A 17,011-nucleotide genomic window follows, 5' to 3' on the forward strand; every position below is an offset into this window, starting at 1 on the left:
TAAGGGCGATTCAGCCCAGCAGCCGGAAGTGGACAACGACCGGCTGCGACACTGCCGTCTCCACTCTCAACCCACGCCCCCCAAAAAAAATACGCCCAAAGGATGGAGATGAAACTCTGGCCCCTCCATGCAGGCACGCGCCGGCCATGGTACGTAAAGCTGCTCTGGATACCGCTGCTGTTTGGGCTGGTCACGCATTGGGACTTCGCGTTGCCAAGGGTGAATGTTCACTACTCCCAAGCCGGCCGGGATGAGCTCAGGTACATCTGGAATGTCCAGGATCGGATTGATAAAGGAGGAATGCTTCCCGGAGGCGGCGCAACCGATCATGGCGTGCTCTTCCCCGACGACGAGTTCTTCATGGAATTTTCCTGGTGGAGCAAGAACACGGGGCGTAATCACTGCATCAGCATCACCCCGCAATGGCCCCATACCCATATCTACCTGAACGCCGACGGCGACATCGACAGGCGAGAAAAGAGCGGAACCGATGTGCAGCGGTTGGCGGAGTGTCGATGGGATCGGGCCAAACCTTAGGTCTCCACTACGGCCAGAGCCCTGTGGTAACCAGCACGACCTCCGCTTCCGGCTTGAGCACACAGGAAAGGTGCTGGTTCGGCAGGCCTGTTGCTGTCGACCGCGCATGACGCACTGCTGCGGGGCTACGCCGATGCCTGGATGCGGGCCGTTCAGCTGGAAGCGTCGTTCAACCGCTGTAGCGCAAGTTGCTCGGCAGCACTGGCTTCGAGCTTGGCACGCTCTTCGTCCAGATACCGATAGATGCTTTGGAAGTTGGCGATTTTCTGTTTGATTTCGGCCATCTTTTTTTCAATGAGCTTGGCGCCCTCGGCACAGTCGATCAGCTTGTTGCGCTGCGCATCGAGAATCTCGCCTATTTCCCCCAGGGAAAACCCCATGCTTTGCGCGCGCTGGATAAAGTCCAGGTCCTGCAGCGTTTGCGCGGTGTAAACACGATAGTTGTTCGTTCGTCGCTGCGGTGCGATCAGGCCGATTTGCTCGTAGTAACGCAGCGTATGGCGGCTGGCGCCGCTGCGGGCCTCGATTTCACCAATTTTCATGAAAACACCACTTGACCATAGAGTTGGGTCGATAGTTTACGCTTGGTTTCTCACCTTCAACAAGGAACAGGGAAATGAGCGTGGAGTGCTTTGTCACCGGGGGTACCGGCTTCATCGGTCAACATTTGCTGGCACACCTGAGTGCAAAAGGTCACACCGTTCGGGTGTTGATGCGTCGCCCGGAGCGACTCGCGGCACTGCGGGAGCAAGTCGACCATTTGGGCGGCTGCGCCTCCCGGATATTGGCCGTGGCCGGCGATCTGGAACGGGATCAGCTCGGGCTGAGTCCTGCCGACCGAGAAGCGTTGAGGCACGCCAGAGTCGTCTTCCACCTGGGCGCCCACTTCGCCTGGGGGCTTACCTTGGAACAGTCTCGTGCGGTGAACGTGGAAGGAGCCAAGCGCGTGGCGCTGCTGGCGGCTGAGCAAAACAGCCGGTTGGTGATGATCGGCGGCTACATGCTGCAAAATCATGAACACCTGCGACGCATCGGCATCGATCCTCACCATCCGCAGCGGACCGATTGGCCTGCGCTTTACCGGCATGTCGGTGGTTACGAGGCGAGCAAGCTGGAAGCGCATTTTGTGACCCTGGAGACCATGTCCGCCAAGGGCGGAGAGCTGACCGTTGTCCACCCCGCGACAGTGTGTGGCCACAGCCGCACGGGGCATATCCTCGATGGCCAGCCGCTGGTGGCGCTGATACGCAACCTGGTGCAGGGAAAGCTCACGGCCGTGCCCGGTACCGCCAGGCACTGGCTGCCACTGGTCACCGTGGACTACCTGGTGGAGCTGATGACGGCGAGTGCTTTTGATCCAGCCATGGCGGGCCAGGAACTGCTGGCGCTGGATGCGCAAACGCCCAACTTGCGAGAAATGTTGGTGCAGGTGGCACAACCTTTGGGCTTGAAGTCTCCCAAGCATCACGTTTCGCTCCGACTGCTGAAGTGGCTACTGAGCATTCCTCCCGTCGCGCGATTCATGAATACCCAACCCGAAGCCTTGGACTTCATCCAGACCACTCGTTTTGATACCGCAGCCGTCGAGCAATTTGCTAGCAGGCATGGCATAGCCAAACCGGATATACGTCAGTCATTGCAGCACACTGCAACCTTCGTCAACGCTCATTGCCTCGCCAAGGGCCAGGCCGGCTGACTGTCCCTTCGGGGCGACACCGGTTGGATGAGCTTTCCTCGACTCAGTGATGGGGGCTGATCGACTGGCGAGCGCAACCAGGGTGCTTACATTCGGCTCTTGTCGGGGCGTGTGGATCCCGTAGAGGGAGTACTCAGTGCATAATCGCCTGCGGCGTGGAGAGCTCGTTTGCCGGACAGCCCATTGCCTCGGCCATCCACTTGGGCAGGACTTTACCGCGCTGCCCGGAAGTGAACGTCCACCTGATCCAGCCACGCTCTCCAGCCTTGCTTGCGGGCATTTCAAGAAGCTCGACAACCTCCTGCCGGGGATCGAGCTTATGCCCCGATCACGGCTGGGATGGCTGGGATCTTCGTCCACTCAAACTGTGCGCCGTCGATGCGGGCGGCATTCTATCGAACAACCATTCAGCGACAGGGATCGTCATCGATGCAATCCACTTTCAGCAAAGGCGTCATGTTTGCACTCTGTGCTGCGGCACTGAACGCAACGATCGGTGTACTCAGCAAAGTCCTCATGAATAATGGTTTCACCGCGAGCAGTGTCGCTGTCATCAAGACCCTACTGGGTTGCGTGCTGCTGTCGATCTTGCTGTTTTTCCTCAAGCGCCCGGCGAAATCGAGCCAATGGGTCCAAGCGGCAATCTGCGCCTTCCTTGGCATCTTTGTGCTGTTTCATTTCGAAACCTCCGCCTATCGACACTACGCGGCGGCGGGCGTGGTGGTGGTTCTGATGGCCAGTGCTTCCATTTCCTCGATCATTCTGGGGCGCATTTTTCTCAGGGATCCCATCACCGCGAATGCCACCGTTGGCGCTGCACTGGCCATCGCCGGGATCTCGGTGATATTCGGCGGCGACCTGCAGCAGGGCTTTACCCTGGAAGGTGCGGCGCTTGCCTCCATGGCCGGCTGCGGCTATGGGGCCTTTTCGGTTGCCATGAAGCGCATGGGGGTGTCGGGAGGACTGCATTTCACCCGCCAATTGTTGTTCTTCGCCGGCCTGTACCTGCTGATGCCGGCGGCGGCCGACGGCTTCACGCTGGGCGAACTGTCGCCACTGGCGATCGCCGCCTTGCTGGCGCTGGCCACGCTGCCGACAATCCTGGGCTTCTTCTGCACCACCAAGGCCATCGAGTATCTCAAGCCATCCCAAGTGCAAGCGCTGGAGTTGACCGAGCCACTGTTCGCCGCGCTGCTGGCGTTTGTGGCGCTCAATGAAGTTCCCCGTGAAAGCCTGTATGCAGGCGCGGCACTGATCATCCTCGGCCTGTGCTTCTCCAATGAACTGATTCGCTTGGGCAGCAAAGCCTCGGTGCCTTCTGTCGAATGAGCTATTTGCGGGCCCTGATGGCTTTGGCGGTCGGTGACCTTGAACGGATGGGTCGCGGCTTGCCGGATACCCGGTATTCCCTCGAGAAAATGCACCAGGCCTCAACTCTTTCTGCATGGCCGGTACACAGAGAAATCAGCAAGCCGCCCAAGGAACGCAGCAGCAACGCCTGCTAAACTCCCGTCCCCCAACCCACTTGAAGATGACCAAAGACTCTGGTCGCCGATTGAAAGGACTCTCCCATGAACAAGCTGATCCTTAGCCTTTTTGCCTCAACACTGGCCCTGTCCGTTGACGTTGCCCATGCCGCCTCCGTGGCCGAAGTCTTCACCGGCGAGATGCTGGGCACCAATCAGCGGTACTTTGAATCCGTCGCCGGAATCCCTCGAGAGTCCTTCGGCGATGAGCACAGCTTCAAAGTCCAGGGCTGCAACATCACCGCCACCATAGAAGGCGGCAAAGTCAGCAAACTGCGCATGGAACTGACGCCCAAATGCCAGGCCGACCTGACCCAGTTCGTCGACACCTTCGCCCCTGCTCCCGGCAAGCCGCTCACCGTCGGCGCGTTCACCGAATCGTCCGGTGGTGGCCTGAGCTACAGCGCCAGTTGCCTGAGCATGTGCGGCAACGCCGCCGACCCTTCCGTCTATGCCCACTGGGAAGGCCCCCGTGCCATAGGTTTCAGAGAGGTACTGCTGGAGGTGGTCCTGGCCTCGGATCCCGCGCTCGACGCCGCCAACCAGTGGGAAGCGCAGATGCGCAAAGCTGAGGGCGAAGACTACGTGATGGAGACTCGCTTCAACTGCGACCAGAAATACGACGCCGTCGCGCAGAAGGCCTTTGAGAAGGTGCAGGTCAACGCGGTCACCATCGGCACCGGGCTCAAGGCTTCCGGCTGCTGAGATCGACGATAGAGGCAAAACAGCGGGCACCGCGCGTTTTTTTGCAAGCGCCCCGCTCAAGTAAAAAGGCGACGCAGTGCGTCGCCTTTTTTCGTATCGGCACAACTCAGTCGCGGTGACTCAGGATCAACCTGACGTAGCCAATGTATAGCCCACAATAAATATCGGACAGCTTACAGCCAGGGAAAGCTCAGGATGCGTCATTTGATAATTAACAGCTTGGTTGTTATCTGCTTTGCCATGGTGGGCTCCGGCTGCACAACATATACGTCCACGCCGCCAATCAATGAACACCTCGAACCCAAAACAAAAGAAACCATCTCCCACTTCACTTATGAAACCAACTCTCCATGGAAAAACAGTCGTTTAGGAAAGAGCGCATACGAGGCGACGCGAAAAATCATTCCAAATGCACAAGACAATAGTTCAAAGCTCACACCCTCACTCACCCCTGAATTAGAAATAAAAATCTCAGAGTATTCATTCGGAGGAGCTTGCACACAAGATTACTTAACAGGCTTAAGTCTTGGCCTGATTCCTAGCTGGTGTACCAGACCAGGTCTATTCACCTTCGACTTCACACTGAATAACAACCACGGCGTTTGCAGACAGAAAACCTACTCAATAAGTGCAACGTCATTTTCACACCTGACAGCAATTCCATTCGCCCTGCTCAGCACCGAGAATCAACCATTAACTATTTATCAGGCTGCGTTAAAAGATTTCCTTCAGGAAGGTCAATGTACAACGCGCTAACGAGTTTTGTTCGATCAGGGACTAAAATTTTCATACCAGCAACCAAAACGCACATCATTACAAGCAGTCCTATCACGCACCACTGCAGTACAGCCAACTTCCTTTTAAGCTGAACAGGAAATTTTTTAAATTCTCGACACTAACCCCGCCATGCTTAAGGTATATACTTGGAAAAGCAACAATCCCCGATATACCACCTATAAGTAACAACTTCCCCCAAGGCCCTCCGTACCTGAGAGGGGCACGATTCATAACCGCCTAGCAGTTTTTCAGAAGCTCCAATATCTCATCCGTGCGTGTGTATGCCAGATGAAGGCTCACGCCTATCCAGATAACCATCCCGATCAGGACGATGGCGAAGCCAATAAAGAATGTGTAACAGGCCACCTCAATCCAATTCATCTGCTGCTCTCATAAATTACTTCCCCCAGCACTTCTCCCCCCTCCCCGGCAATAATGCCTGCGGTGTAAGAACCGGTACCCACCACTATAAGACCGCAAGCGAAAGTAGCGACCCACCCGCTCCCCCTGCGCCAGCCAAAACCAGATGAAATGCCATCAACCACTCACTTAACCCAGCCCATGTATTGACCGACAGACCACAGCAAAAGAAGAACCCCCAATAGAACTGCACCTGCTCGGTACCAGACCACCAGCTTCCTTCCAAGGCGTCGTGGAAAGTTATTGATATCTTCGATGCTTGCGCCCCCATCACGTATGTACATCGCAGGCCAGGCAATCACTCCAACAACACTCCCCATTAGAAACAGCCTCCCCGCTGGCCCAGCGCGCTTGAGCGAAGCTCTATTCATGATTGCGGGGCAGTTTTTAAGTCGCTCAAGCATCTCATCCATATCGGTATATGCGATATACAAACCAACTCCGAGCCAGACAATTAGCGCCCCAAACTCCGTCAACCCCAGATAGAGGAATATCGTGCGCAATACCTCATTACTCATCGACTGCTCTCATAAACTATCTCTCCCACACCTTCACCCAACGCGCCCCCCAAGCTACCCGCAACCCAAGACCCGACTCCCACCACGCCAAGCCCGCATATCAAAGTCCCTGTTCCAGCACTTGGTACACCCAATGCCAAGCAAATGGGTCCAGCCACCGGTGTCAATAATGTGCCAGCTGTCGCGCCTCCCAACACCGTCCCAATAAAGCTTCCTCCCTCTGTCAATCTCACATGTTCACAAGCCCCAACATTACCGGCCTTACATACCTCCTGAGCCTTCATGTATGAAGCCCCTCCCCCAAGTCCAATCCCCATCCATCCTCCGTACTTCACGTACTTCGCAGCCCTCGCCACCCCCTGCATATGGGTCGCATACCCCGGTATCTGCCCCGGCGCACCTGCCAGCTTCCAGTGATGCACCAGGCTGCGACTGGAAATCCCCAGCGCCGTTTTCAACTTGGGATGCTCGGGAAAGCCGATCCCCTTGCGGGTAAAGGCAGTCAGCCGAGTATCCAACTGCGACAGCAACCTTTTGCGTTCGGCAAAAAACTCGGCAGAACGCAAATGCCCATGCCGCTCAAAGGTACGTTTATGTAGGCTCTCGATATCCCGCAGCGAGGCTTTCACGTCCTCCAGGTTCTTGGCGAAGATCGCGGCGCCGACGCCCAGTGCGGTCGATCCCTGGGAGGCAAAGGACTCCAGCAGATCACGATGGCGCGCCAGGAAACTGGCCTCTTCATCGCTCATCGGTTCCAGTGCCGCGTTGACCTTCTCCGCCGCCTCCATCAGCCAGGCCTCCTCACGGGTGCACTGGACGTTGGCCGGATCACTGAGAACGATCAACTGCCCCGGCTTGGCGTAGTCGCCGAGCTGCGGGTTGAGGCGGCGAAACTTTTCCAGCACCGCGCTATCGGGCGTGGCGAAGAGTATGGACTCCAGTGCCGAGCGGGACATGGGCTGCTCGACGATATGAAACCCCGGCTCGACGCCCTCCTGCAGGGCCGCCGTAGAGGCAGCCAACGGGCTGACCAGCGCATTGGCCGCCTGGGCTTTTTCCGTCAGCGCCGGATCGGCCAGCAGCGTGGCCATACGCGACTCATCCACCGAACCGTCGACACGGATCGCGCCCAACGTGGCGAAGTTGACGATGGCGGCGCCCTCGGCGGGCGCGAAAAGCGAGCCGCCGAAGGTATCGCCAGAGCCGCTGACGATGGTGCCGCCGTGGCTGGTGAGGCTGCCCACATGGGCCAGGGGCCGGCCATTGACCAGCACAGACGGAAATCCTGTGGTAATCACCGCGCCGCAGCCACAGACATCACCGATCCGGGCCGCGCCCATGCCGTTGATGATGACGTTGCTGGAAGCGGTAACGATGGGAGTAGTGCCGTGCCCCGGCAGCGGGCAGACATGGCTGTCGCCCAGGTGAGAAGAAGCGATCATTTGGCATCCTGCGCTATGAGTGAAAAAGCCTCCCATCCGGAAGACAGGGGACCGTAGCGCAGGAGTTCGGGCAGGGCCCTAAGGTCATTCTTAAAAGTCAGCGAGCGGATCTGAGGCCGACGGCAAAGGCAGGACAGCGGCGCAGAGTCGATCTCTGGAAAGTGCTCCGCTCAATCAAAAAGGCGACGCATTGCGTCGCCTCTTTCATTGCCTCAGTACTCAATCGAGGTTACGCAGGATCAGCCTGCCTCAAGGTTCTATCACCCAAAGTACGCAGCAGATCGAAGCCATCACTGAGCAACAGGCCGATGGCAAAGCGGATCTGGGAGAGGTTCTGCGGACCGGAAGCGGAATCGAGAGTTGCCAGCAGGTTGCGGGCTGCGTCGCTCTTGACCGGAACAGCGCCATGAATCAATTTTCGATTCTTTACGGGGATCGATTTAACAGGCCGACCTGGTGAAATGGAGGCCTGTCTGACGGCTGGCCATTAATGGCCCGAACACAAAAAATCTGATAATCCCCCGATATTTTTTTGCACCTCAACTTGGCTCAAATTACAACAAACCTGCCTCACGAAACTTTAGCACTTTTAGAAAAATAGAAAGCTAGGCAAGCGGAAACGAGCGAGGTACCAATCACTGCGCCAGAATCAATCAGACGCATTGCCCCTTCAATCGTCGAATTTACTGCAATTAACATGGGCGGACCTAAAACCCAAAGACCTACTATTATCAGCGCAAACGTAACGGTCTCGATAGACGTATTACCACCTTGATCGACTACGGATCTCTCAGAGAAATAGAAGCCCCCTAGAATCGCCAGCAGTGGCAGATAGTGCCCAACCAGCAACTTAATTGCCGAAGAGTTTGTCTCGGGCGAAATAGCATCTCCGCTACCTACCCACCATAAAACGACGAAAGATAATATGAAGCCCAGCAATATCAGAAAAAGAATTATACGACGCCCTACATGAGACCTTGTCATTTACACGCCCTCTCTTTAAATAGCCTACTAATATCACGCCAATCGCTAGAGACATACGTAAGATCGCTATCTTGAACCGACCACAACTCTTCACGCTTACCACGGGACTTAGTTAGCGATGTAACACTTACGAAAGTACATGCAGACTCAGCACCACCGGATATACTAGTTAATCCAAAACGAAATGCTGTTCTACGAATTCGGCGATCTTGAATGAGACTCGGTTCCTCTATATACGTCGTGATAACGAATGTTTTTGGATTACGCAGTGTAACCGACGAGGGCAAATTACGATTTGCAAGATAATCCTGCAAGTATCGGAGCACAGCGTCATCGCTACCAGCAACACGAAACGATATTTCTTGATCTGGAAAATCGTCTGTTCCCGGCGGCGCACTAACCATCGTGCAACTCGCCAGTATCAAAGCTAGCAGCCCCCCAATCAGAATCCGTATATTAATCATTGATCAGCCTCAGTAAATTTCATCTAAAAGCATCAGCCCGAACAAAATCATAGTACTAGGTCATAGAAAAATCCTGGCCTAGCCTAAAAAAGGAAATACGGCCTCAAAAGACCCAACCTTACCCAATCCACTTTTACCGGTCACCCACGCTAGATGGCCCCACATCAAAGCAGGCGTAGGTGACGGAAATTTCTGTAGGCTGCAGGTCTAATCGTAACTAGCAGACGGCTTGTGGTAACTCTTTCCTTGTAGCGTCGACCGGCAGCTACAGATCGATAGCGATTAGTTGTAGCGGTCTGCCGGCGACCAAAAGTATCCGCTGAGAAACGGCATATGGAATACATTCAATACTCTCGGGGCTACGGATCAACGTTTAAAGAAGTCTGCCAGGGGCATAAAACATCTCCTCGCCTCGCACCCAACACCCACCCTCCGATACCAGATCGTTTTACACTCAACTTAAGGCCTCACTTTTCTCTCTTCAAAAAACTGTTCTCGAGCAAAGCTGGAGCCGACGACAAAGGCAGAACAGCGACACAGAGTCGATCTCTTGAAAGTGCTCCGCTCAAGCAAAAAGGCGACGCAATACGTCGCCTTTTTCGTTTCTTCAGCACTCACCCGGGATTACGCAGGATCACCATGCCCCAAGGTTCCACCTTGCCTTTCTGCGCCTTTGGCCAACAGGTCGCTGGTATGATCTGCGTCCGGAGCCGCCTGCTGGAGGCGGTGTGTTTGAGCACAGGAAGTCCCATGAAAAGAATGCTGTTCGGTATGTGTCTGCTTTCACTGGCCGGTTGTGTCAGCTCGCCCGATACCTCCTTCACCCAGGCCACCCCAGGTTGTAAAGCGGCCACCGCTGAGGTCAATGGGAAACCGGTCACGACGCAGTTCTGCATCAAGACCATCGCCTTCAAACCCTCACAATACCGAGTCACTGTTAACGACCAGGTGCTGTTCATCGGTACTGACTACCAACGCATCGCCTTTACCAAAACCATCAAGGAAGGTCCGGCCAAGGGCATATGCAACGAGCTGATCGAGTTGCAGGGCTCCGGCTCGAAGACAGTGCAATTGAACGAGTTGCCCAGCGAATTGGTGGCAGGCTGCCGGATCACAAAAGACGCGGCCGGTAACGCCCAAGCCTTCAGCAAAGACGAGACCTGCGACAAGGTGTTTTACAAGTCGCTGGCGCCGTTGCTGGGCAAGGTGATGCCGGTTGAAGTGGCCCGCCAATGCAGTGTGATGGTGAGTGAGCAGACCGTGTTTGACCAACGCTTCAACTTTTAGAACAAGGCACTGGAGCAGAGGGGCAGATTGACTTTCTCTGTTCTGGCCGATACCCGCCTCTCCGCTATCCCCGCGCCACCCACCACCAGACTGGTGGAGCCCTAAGGTAGTTCTTAAAAGTCAGTGAGCGGATCTGAGGCCAACGGCAGAGGCAGGACAGCGGGCACAGAGCCGATCGCTGGAAAGCGCCACGTTCAAGCAAAAAGGCGACGCATTGCGTCGCCTTTTTTGTTGCTTCATTACTCCACCAGGGCTCAGGCAGGATCAGCCTGCTTCAAGGTTCTATCACCCAAGGTACGCAGCAGATCGAAGCCATCACTGAGCAACAGGCCGATAGCAAAGCGGATCTGTGAGAGGTCCTGCGGACCAGAAGCGCAGTCAAGGATTTCCAGCAGGTTGCGGGCTGCGCCGATGCGTTGCTGAGCGCAGGTATACAGATCGGCCAACGAGGCGTTGGCGTCCAAGTAGAGGACGGGATGGTTGGTGTCGTTGCGGGTGAGCGGGATGGGGTTGCAAGTATGTGTGCGGGTCATTGGTGAAGCTCCATGAGAGACAAGTCTTTACCGCCGTCAAACAGCCAGATGGAATCGGCTAAGAGACGAAATTTATGCCCATAGTTTTTTGGCCCGCGATGACCAGTCACTTAAGTTGCGGTGACGTGGTGGACTATAGAAGGGGTATTTGCTCGATGACAGTTTCTGGGTAAAAAACCGTTCGGTTTATCGTTTCAAAAACATACAGTGATCAGCTTGTGACAGGCTGCCTTTGCCCGGAAGCAGCCTCTTACCAATGGCCGCTTTCGACCCATAACGGTCTTTCGCTTTTGACAGTCTGAAAGTTTATGTAATCTCGCGAAATCCGTTCGCAAATTCGTTGTAATACCCGGGATACCTTTATGCAGACTGCTCAAAACAGGCTACTCGCGCTTGCACTGATAGAGATCAGGACGTTGCTTGCAGATTATCTGGGCAGTGATGTAGATGCTCCAATGAGCGTCCGTGTTGCGGCCCATATGGCCTATGCACTCCACAATGAGGCGGAGGCTACATACAGCAATGCTGACTTTCAACTCGACTGTGCGACCCAGAAAATAGCCGCAATTGATCAGATTCTTGGTGTTTCGGATGGAGCCGCATTGTTGAGTAGATTTGACGTCGAAGACAAAATCAACCCGGATGACGCCCAACCTGGATGACCGTTTCTGGCCGATAGGTGCCTCTCGCAAAGGGCAGCTACCGGCCAAAAGCAGACGCTCGATTTCGTCTGATAACAACTCTGAACTGCCCTTCGTGGCGGATAGCAATCGGCACAAAACAGCGTTAACCGTCGAACAATGGCTAAGAAATCTGATCACCTATCACTACGATAGATACTCCGAACGTTACGCTAGATAGCCGGGTAAGCTCAGCCAATGCCCGCAAAGGGGCAGGCAAGTCGTAAAGCCTTAATGGATTCAGTGGACGGTATTGCAGCTCATATCCGTTTAAGGCTTGGTGTGCATCGCGATGGACGTCCGACCAGTCATATGCAAAGAATCCACGTTTGGCAAAGGCAACGAAAGCGTTTGCGCTAGACATGGAAGTGACCAGATTTACATCGGACACCTCCGGCAATGAACAGACCCATTCTTCGGAGTGCTCGACGGTGGGAATTGCGGAGTCAGGAATCGGCCCCGGACCAGCCGTAGTGAAAAGCGCAACCTGCCCGATGGTATCAGTGGCGATCCATCCAACATCAAAGCCATGAAGATCGAGGGGAGTAACCATTGGCACCTACTTAGAAAAAAGAGGCTAGTTTATTTTTAAACTCTAGTTTCCCAGATCTGAGTGTGTAAAAGCGCGTCGGCGAATTGCCAAGCCGGGAAGAAATGCGACGATATTACCTTCCCGTTCTAAATGTCCCTTCCCGGCCGGAAGCTACCTGTCAGAGTTGCAGCTTTCGGCCAAAGGCGGCCATTAATATGCGCTGACGAAAGTCATGGAATCACAGTTATTTTTCATTCCCGAGAGCTTTTTTTAGCTCTTCAAAAACCGCGCACTCGGTAAGTTCGGCGATCTTCATTAGCGTTTCCATTTTTTCAAAATTGTTTTGGTAGGAAAGTGGGAATAATGTTTTGCCTTCATGAGCGATTTGATGTCTTGTTTCTAAAAGCGTGCTCAGTGTTGAGGTAGCTTCATCTCTTGTTAATTCTTGCGATTGCCAATGATTTGAAATTTTACTTATGCCTAATGCGTCTTTGAAAAGAAGATCTATGCTTTTTGTATTCGGCGTATTGAACCTACCTAGTGATTCGTCGAATTTTTGTTTCGCGATAGTTTTTAATATACTGCTCCCCTCGGAATTTTCGACTTGCCGAAAGGCATGCCTTGCAAGATCTTCAATAAATACTTGCCAGAAGGCGATCAGCTGAAATATGTATGATTGATTCAGAAATTGTATTTTTAGCTCGAGCCTTTTAGTTTTGCTATCTATTAAGTCTTTTTGGATATGTTGGATGTATTTTATCTTTACTAGGTTTTTACTAAAGATGTGGAGCGGTGTGTATTCAAGATCGAGAATAATTGACATGGTTCGCACTGCCGAGAAATGGATTTTTATGTGTTAGCTGGAACGTTCCCTGTCCATTTGGAGGAATGGAAATTTCCGACGTGACAAGAAGATTCTGACCTAGCCTTACAGGGAAGTGAATCTCCGCTGATTTTTTAGACGTATCGGGCGGTCTGCTTCTGGCCGAAAACAGCCCACCACAAGAAAGCTTTTCAACCCATAGCGTTCATTGAATGAAGGAAACAAAGCTGGTTTCAACTTCGACGCATGCTGGCGGGAGCGTATTGACCAACATGGCGGCCTCGTCGCCCTGGTTAAGAAAAATCAGGAAGTCCCCGGACTCAAACTCGATCCTAAATCCGACTAGCCGAGATACCTGGCCATTGAGGGCATCGAGAACGCCCTTGACCTCGAGAACTTTCTCGCCTTCGAGGTGGGACGCTGATAACGCTGCAAGGAGGTTTTCCCTTTTCCAGGCACAGGTCACGCCAGGCTCTATCTCGAAGGAAACAGGCGTGTTGATAGGATATATGTCAGCCCCAACACTCTCACCATCACTCAAGAGGTACATGGATATCACCTCTTGTCCGCCGAAATGCCATTCAATAGAGCCTACATATCCCAGACTCCTTTCCCCGTTGAAATAGTACTGGTCATGCATCAACGCGCTCAGTCGCTTACCCACCAGCAAACGTGCCGTGTGCAAGTCTTGGGCTGCTCTGGTATGAGAAAAGCAATAGCGGCTATCCATTAAGCACCTCATGTACGTCGGACGAGGGGCAGTCCACTGCTGACCGAAAACTGCCACTCAAGGACGATGCCGTTGAGTCGATAGCAGCCCCTTCTGCATTCGACCAGAAACAAGGGTTGGAAAACGCTACAACGAATGGCAGCCCACCCCTACCCCACCCAATACCAAACCGCTCCCCCCTCAAACTCCGGCATCACTTCCCCCTGTGCAAAGCAGCGCCGCGACTCCGGCTGCGCCGGGGTAAACCAATAACCGGCCTTGCTGCAGGGCTGCCCCGCCACCACCGGCGCTACATGTTTCGGGTGGTTCGGCCGAAGGTTCCTCGCATAGGCCACCAGATCCTTGGGGTAGACCCTGTGCTCGACCCCGCTGTCATCAATGCCATACAGAAAGGCGATGGCCGCCGCCTCGAACGCCCAATACCCGCAATAGCTGCCCTCGTCCCCTTGCAGGTGGCTGTCGTGCCAGGGCGCCTGTTCGAACGCGGGGTACCAGTCGTCACAGTATTGCTGCAGAAGTTCGCTGGCTTCGGCCGGGGCGTCGGCGTAGATAGCCTGTATCAGCGGCGTGTAGACATCGTGATACCAACGGTCCACGTCATATCGATCAGGCAGCAGTTTGCACAGCAGGTCTTCGTAGAGGGTGTCGTCCCCGGCGTAGCCCGCGGGGTCGATCAGGGCCACGAAGCGTTGGAGCAGGTCGGTGCGGTGCAGCAGGATGCACAGGCTGAATACCTGGACGCACTCTTGATACTGGTCAAGCCAGTCGTCGATCGCCAACGGGGTGATATTCGGAATCTGGTTGTACTCGGCCAGTTGTCTTTGCAGGTGTTCGTAACTGTCCACCAGGGTTTCCAGCAGGGGGATCAACAGCTCGATGCTGTGGCCGGCGGTGTAGCGGATGAGGATTTCCTTGAAGATCCACTTCTGGAAATGCCGGGCCCTGAGGGACTTTTCCTGGGCTTCGGAGTCGGCCTCAAAGGTGTTTTCGGCAAAGAACTGCACGCTGTGCTGGTAGTTGCTGAAGAAGTTCTCTAGGCGCGCGTCGCTGAGGAATGCTTGTCTTCTGTCCTTGATCACGGCTCGTCCTTGTTTGCACGACGCCCGCCCCAGGCCCTGTCCGCAGCGCAGTTACTACAGTCATCGGGGCCTGGGCCGTTCAAAAAAACAAAGCCTGCACACAAGGCGCAGGCTGGATAGGGTTGCAGCAGGTCGTACTGGATCAATCACCCAGCCACTCAAAAGTTCGCCGGCGTATTCGCACTAATAATCTCCGCCTCATCCTGCCCAATATTCCTAAAGCTATGAGGCAAGGTGGTCGGAAAGTAATACCCATCCCCCGGATTCAACACACTCACCTGCCCATCCACCGTCAACTCCACAGTGCCACGAACAACCAGCCCGCACTCTTCGCCTTCGCTGTGCACGATGGCTTCTTCGCCAGAGCTGGCGCCGGGGGCGTATTGCTCGCGCAGAAAGCGCATCTGCCGGTTGGCCACCGGGGCGCCGATCATCAGCAGGCGCAGGCCGTCGCGACCGAGGTCGGGCTGTTCGTTGGCGCGGAACACGTATTGGTGCTCGCGGGGCGGTTGGTCGAAAGTGAAGAAGTCGGCCAGGGACATGGGGATGCCTTCCAGCAGCTTTTTCAGGGAGCTGACGGAGGGGCTGACGCGGTTCTGTTCGATCAGGGAGATGGTGGCATTGGTGACGCCACTGCGACGTGCCAGCTCGCGCTGGGAGAGTTTGTAGCTTTCGCGAACGAGTTTGAGTCGGGTGCCCGTGTCCATAACAGCCTTATGCGAGAAGTACTTAAGGGTATTTTTGCGGCGGTTGGGTCGCGAATGTCGCGATTTGGCTGCCCTGGAGCCTGAAAAGGCGGCTATTTAAACATGTTTGACAGGCAAGCTGTAAAGACTCGCGATGAGGGGTGCTGCGGGGGAAATGTGGGCGCTGTCGGGGGCGTCGGGAGGTCCTGCGGACCTCGTCGCAGCTTGCGGCAGCGGCTACAGAGTGGGGCTGTAGCCGCTACGTGCATTTAGATGCCGAAGCGGTCGCGCAAGGCGTAGTACGCGGCGCCCATGGCGGTCAGCGGGGCCTGGAAGGTGCGCCCGCCGATCATCGGCATGTGTGGCAGGGAGGCGAAGGCGTTGAAGCGTTCGGCGTCGCCGCGGATCATTTCGGCAATCAGCTTGCCCGCCAGGTGCGAACAGGTGACGCCGTGGCCGCTGTAGCCCTGCATGTAGTAGGCGTTCTTTTCGATCCGGCCGAATTGCGGCATGCGCGACATGGTCAGCAGGAAGTTGCCGGTCCAGCGGTAGTCGATCTTCACGTCCTTGAGCTGGGGGAAGGTCTTGAGGATCTTCGGCCGGATCAGCTGGTCGATGTCGTCCGGTTCGCGGGCGCCGTAGACCACGCCACCGCCGTACAGCAGGCGGTTGTCGCCGGTCAGGCGGAAGTAGTCCAAGAGGTAGTTGCAGTCTTCCACGCAGTAGTTGTTGGCGATCAGGCTGCGGGCCAGTTGCTCCGGCAGTGGCTCGGTGACCACGATCTGCGAGCCGCAGGGCATGCTCTTGCGGGTCACTCGTGGATCGAGGTCTTGCTGCAGGTAGGCGTTGCCGGCGATCAGCAGGTACTTGGCGCGCACCACGCCCTTGGCGGTGCGCACCACGTTGGGTTCGCCGTAGGTGATTTCCACCGCAGCCGACTGTTCGAAGATCTTGCCGCCCAGGCCGATGATGGCGCTGGCCTCGCCCAGGGCCAGGTTCAGCGGGTGGATGTGGCCGCCCTGCATGTCCAGCAAGCCGCCGATGTAGTTCCTGGTGCCGACTTCGCGGTCGATCTGCGCCTTGTCGAGCAGCTTCAGGTTGTGGTTGCCCAGGCGTTCCCAGTTGCGTTTCTGTTCCGCCAGGCCCTTGAGCTGCTTGTTGTTCAGGGCGGCGAAGATGCCGCCGGGGCGGTAGTCGCACTGGATGTCGTAATGCTGGATGCGCTGGCGAATGATGTCGGCGCCTTCGAAGATCATGCTGCCGAGCACTTCGGCGCTTTTTTCGCCGTAGCGTTCTTCGATCACGTCCACGTCGCGGCTGTAGGAGTTGACCAGTTGCCCGCCGTTGCGCCCGCTGGCGCCGAAGCCGACCTTGGCCGCTTCGAGCACGGTGACGCTGTAGCCCGCTTCCGCCAGGAACAAGGCCGAGGACAGGCCGGTGTAGCCAGCGCCGATCACGCAGACGTCGCACTCCACCAACTCTTCCAGTTGCGGGTAGTCGGTGGTCTGGTTGCGGGTCGCCGCGTAGTAGCTGTTCACGTAGGTTTGCATGAGAAATTCCCCAGCGGGTACGGGCCCAGGCCCGCCGCCGCT

At 55.5% G+C, this 17,011-nt stretch carries 19 protein-coding genes; 7 read left to right on the plus strand and 12 right to left on the minus strand.

The window, feature by feature from the left end; translation table 11 throughout:
• The first annotated feature begins 108 nt into the window (after positions 1-108).
• Positions 109-537, plus strand: a complete 429-nt coding sequence (locus tag ACMGG8_RS22865; RefSeq protein WP_082729224.1) for a hypothetical protein — start codon at positions 109-111, stop codon at positions 535-537.
• 152 nt (positions 538-689) lie between these two features.
• Here ACMGG8_RS22865 and ACMGG8_RS22870 read toward each other — a convergent pair whose 3' ends face one another.
• Positions 690-1,079: a MerR family transcriptional regulator gene (locus ACMGG8_RS22870; protein WP_060838676.1), complete on the minus strand. Its 390-nt coding sequence runs from the start codon at positions 1,077-1,079 to the stop codon at positions 690-692.
• A 74-nt stretch (positions 1,080-1,153) separates the two neighbouring features.
• Here ACMGG8_RS22870 and ACMGG8_RS22875 point away from each other — a divergent pair, with 74 nt between their 5' ends.
• The 4 genes from ACMGG8_RS22875 (at position 1,154) to ACMGG8_RS22890 (ending at position 5,220) form a co-directional block, all read left to right on the plus strand.
• Positions 1,154-2,233 (plus strand): SDR family oxidoreductase, encoded by a 1,080-nt coding sequence (locus ACMGG8_RS22875; protein WP_060838675.1) that lies wholly within the window; start codon positions 1,154-1,156, stop codon positions 2,231-2,233.
• A 429-nt stretch (positions 2,234-2,662) separates the two neighbouring features.
• A complete protein-coding gene (locus tag ACMGG8_RS22880) occupies positions 2,663-3,562 on the plus strand; it encodes a DMT family transporter (protein WP_414158478.1) in 900 nt (299 codons plus the stop codon).
• Positions 3,563-3,804: 242 nt separating this feature from the next.
• Positions 3,805-4,464, plus strand: coding sequence for a hypothetical protein (locus ACMGG8_RS22885; protein ID WP_060838673.1), 660 nt, complete (start codon positions 3,805-3,807; stop codon positions 4,462-4,464).
• A gap of 195 nt (positions 4,465-4,659) precedes the next feature.
• On the plus strand, positions 4,660-5,220 hold the full coding sequence (locus ACMGG8_RS22890; RefSeq protein WP_414158479.1) for a hypothetical protein: 561 nt from the start codon (positions 4,660-4,662) through the stop codon (positions 5,218-5,220).
• Between the two features lie 566 nt (positions 5,221-5,786).
• Here the strand turns inward: ACMGG8_RS22890 and ACMGG8_RS22895 are convergent.
• The 4 genes from ACMGG8_RS22895 to ACMGG8_RS22910 all read right to left on the minus strand — a co-directional run bounded on the left by ACMGG8_RS22895 (position 5,787) and on the right by ACMGG8_RS22910 (position 8,605).
• Entirely contained in the window at positions 5,787-6,179 is a 393-nt protein-coding gene (locus ACMGG8_RS22895; RefSeq protein ID WP_108542877.1) for a hypothetical protein, read from the minus strand.
• Entirely contained in the window at positions 6,176-7,621 is a 1,446-nt protein-coding gene (locus ACMGG8_RS22900; RefSeq protein ID WP_414158480.1) for a PAAR domain-containing protein, read from the minus strand. Before ACMGG8_RS22900 ends, ACMGG8_RS22895 begins: the two co-directional genes overlap by 4 nt.
• Before the next feature lie 229 nt (positions 7,622-7,850).
• A complete protein-coding gene (locus ACMGG8_RS22905) occupies positions 7,851-8,036 on the minus strand; it encodes a hypothetical protein (protein ID WP_108542875.1) in 186 nt (61 codons plus the stop codon).
• 155 nt (positions 8,037-8,191) lie between these two features.
• On the minus strand, positions 8,192-8,605 hold the full coding sequence (locus ACMGG8_RS22910) for a hypothetical protein (RefSeq protein WP_414158481.1): 414 nt from the start codon (positions 8,603-8,605) through the stop codon (positions 8,192-8,194).
• Positions 8,606-9,819: 1,214 nt separating this feature from the next.
• On the opposite strand from ACMGG8_RS22910, the gene ACMGG8_RS22915 reads away from it, so the two are divergent.
• Entirely contained in the window at positions 9,820-10,356 is a 537-nt protein-coding gene (locus tag ACMGG8_RS22915) for a hypothetical protein (RefSeq protein ID WP_414158482.1), read from the plus strand.
• Between the two features lie 254 nt (positions 10,357-10,610).
• Here the strand turns inward: ACMGG8_RS22915 and ACMGG8_RS22920 are convergent, their stop codons facing one another.
• Positions 10,611-10,889, minus strand: coding sequence for a hypothetical protein (locus ACMGG8_RS22920; protein WP_414158483.1), 279 nt, complete (start codon positions 10,887-10,889; stop codon positions 10,611-10,613).
• Between the two features lie 362 nt (positions 10,890-11,251).
• Here ACMGG8_RS22920 and ACMGG8_RS22925 point away from each other — a divergent pair, with 362 nt between their 5' ends.
• Positions 11,252-11,551 carry a hypothetical protein gene (locus ACMGG8_RS22925; RefSeq protein ID WP_108542869.1) on the plus strand — a complete coding sequence of 100 codons (300 nt, stop codon included), beginning with the start codon at positions 11,252-11,254 and terminating at the stop codon, positions 11,549-11,551.
• 142 nt (positions 11,552-11,693) lie between these two features.
• Here ACMGG8_RS22925 and ACMGG8_RS22930 read toward each other — a convergent pair whose 3' ends face one another.
• The 6 genes from ACMGG8_RS22930 to ACMGG8_RS22955 all read right to left on the minus strand — a co-directional run bounded on the left by ACMGG8_RS22930 (position 11,694) and on the right by ACMGG8_RS22955 (position 16,969).
• Positions 11,694-12,122, minus strand: a complete 429-nt coding sequence (locus ACMGG8_RS22930; RefSeq protein WP_414158484.1) for a hypothetical protein — start codon at positions 12,120-12,122, stop codon at positions 11,694-11,696.
• 223 nt (positions 12,123-12,345) lie between these two features.
• Positions 12,346-12,924 carry a HEPN domain-containing protein gene (locus ACMGG8_RS22935; RefSeq protein ID WP_414158485.1) on the minus strand — a complete coding sequence of 193 codons (579 nt, stop codon included), beginning with the start codon at positions 12,922-12,924 and terminating at the stop codon, positions 12,346-12,348.
• Between the two features lie 205 nt (positions 12,925-13,129).
• Positions 13,130-13,654: a hypothetical protein gene (locus ACMGG8_RS22940; RefSeq protein ID WP_414158486.1), complete on the minus strand. Its 525-nt coding sequence runs from the start codon at positions 13,652-13,654 to the stop codon at positions 13,130-13,132.
• Between the two features lie 149 nt (positions 13,655-13,803).
• Positions 13,804-14,733: a PoNe immunity protein domain-containing protein gene (locus ACMGG8_RS22945; protein ID WP_414158487.1), complete on the minus strand. Its 930-nt coding sequence runs from the start codon at positions 14,731-14,733 to the stop codon at positions 13,804-13,806.
• Between the two features lie 158 nt (positions 14,734-14,891).
• A complete protein-coding gene (locus tag ACMGG8_RS22950; protein WP_060838667.1) occupies positions 14,892-15,440 on the minus strand; it encodes a cupin domain-containing protein in 549 nt (182 codons plus the stop codon).
• Between the two features lie 248 nt (positions 15,441-15,688).
• A complete protein-coding gene (locus ACMGG8_RS22955) occupies positions 15,689-16,969 on the minus strand; it encodes an NAD(P)/FAD-dependent oxidoreductase (protein WP_060843181.1) in 1,281 nt (426 codons plus the stop codon).
• Positions 16,970-17,011 lie beyond the last annotated feature (42 nt).

This window comes from Pseudomonas sp. BNK-45, assembly GCF_047456255.1.
Lineage (GTDB): Bacteria > Pseudomonadota > Gammaproteobacteria > Pseudomonadales > Pseudomonadaceae > Aquipseudomonas.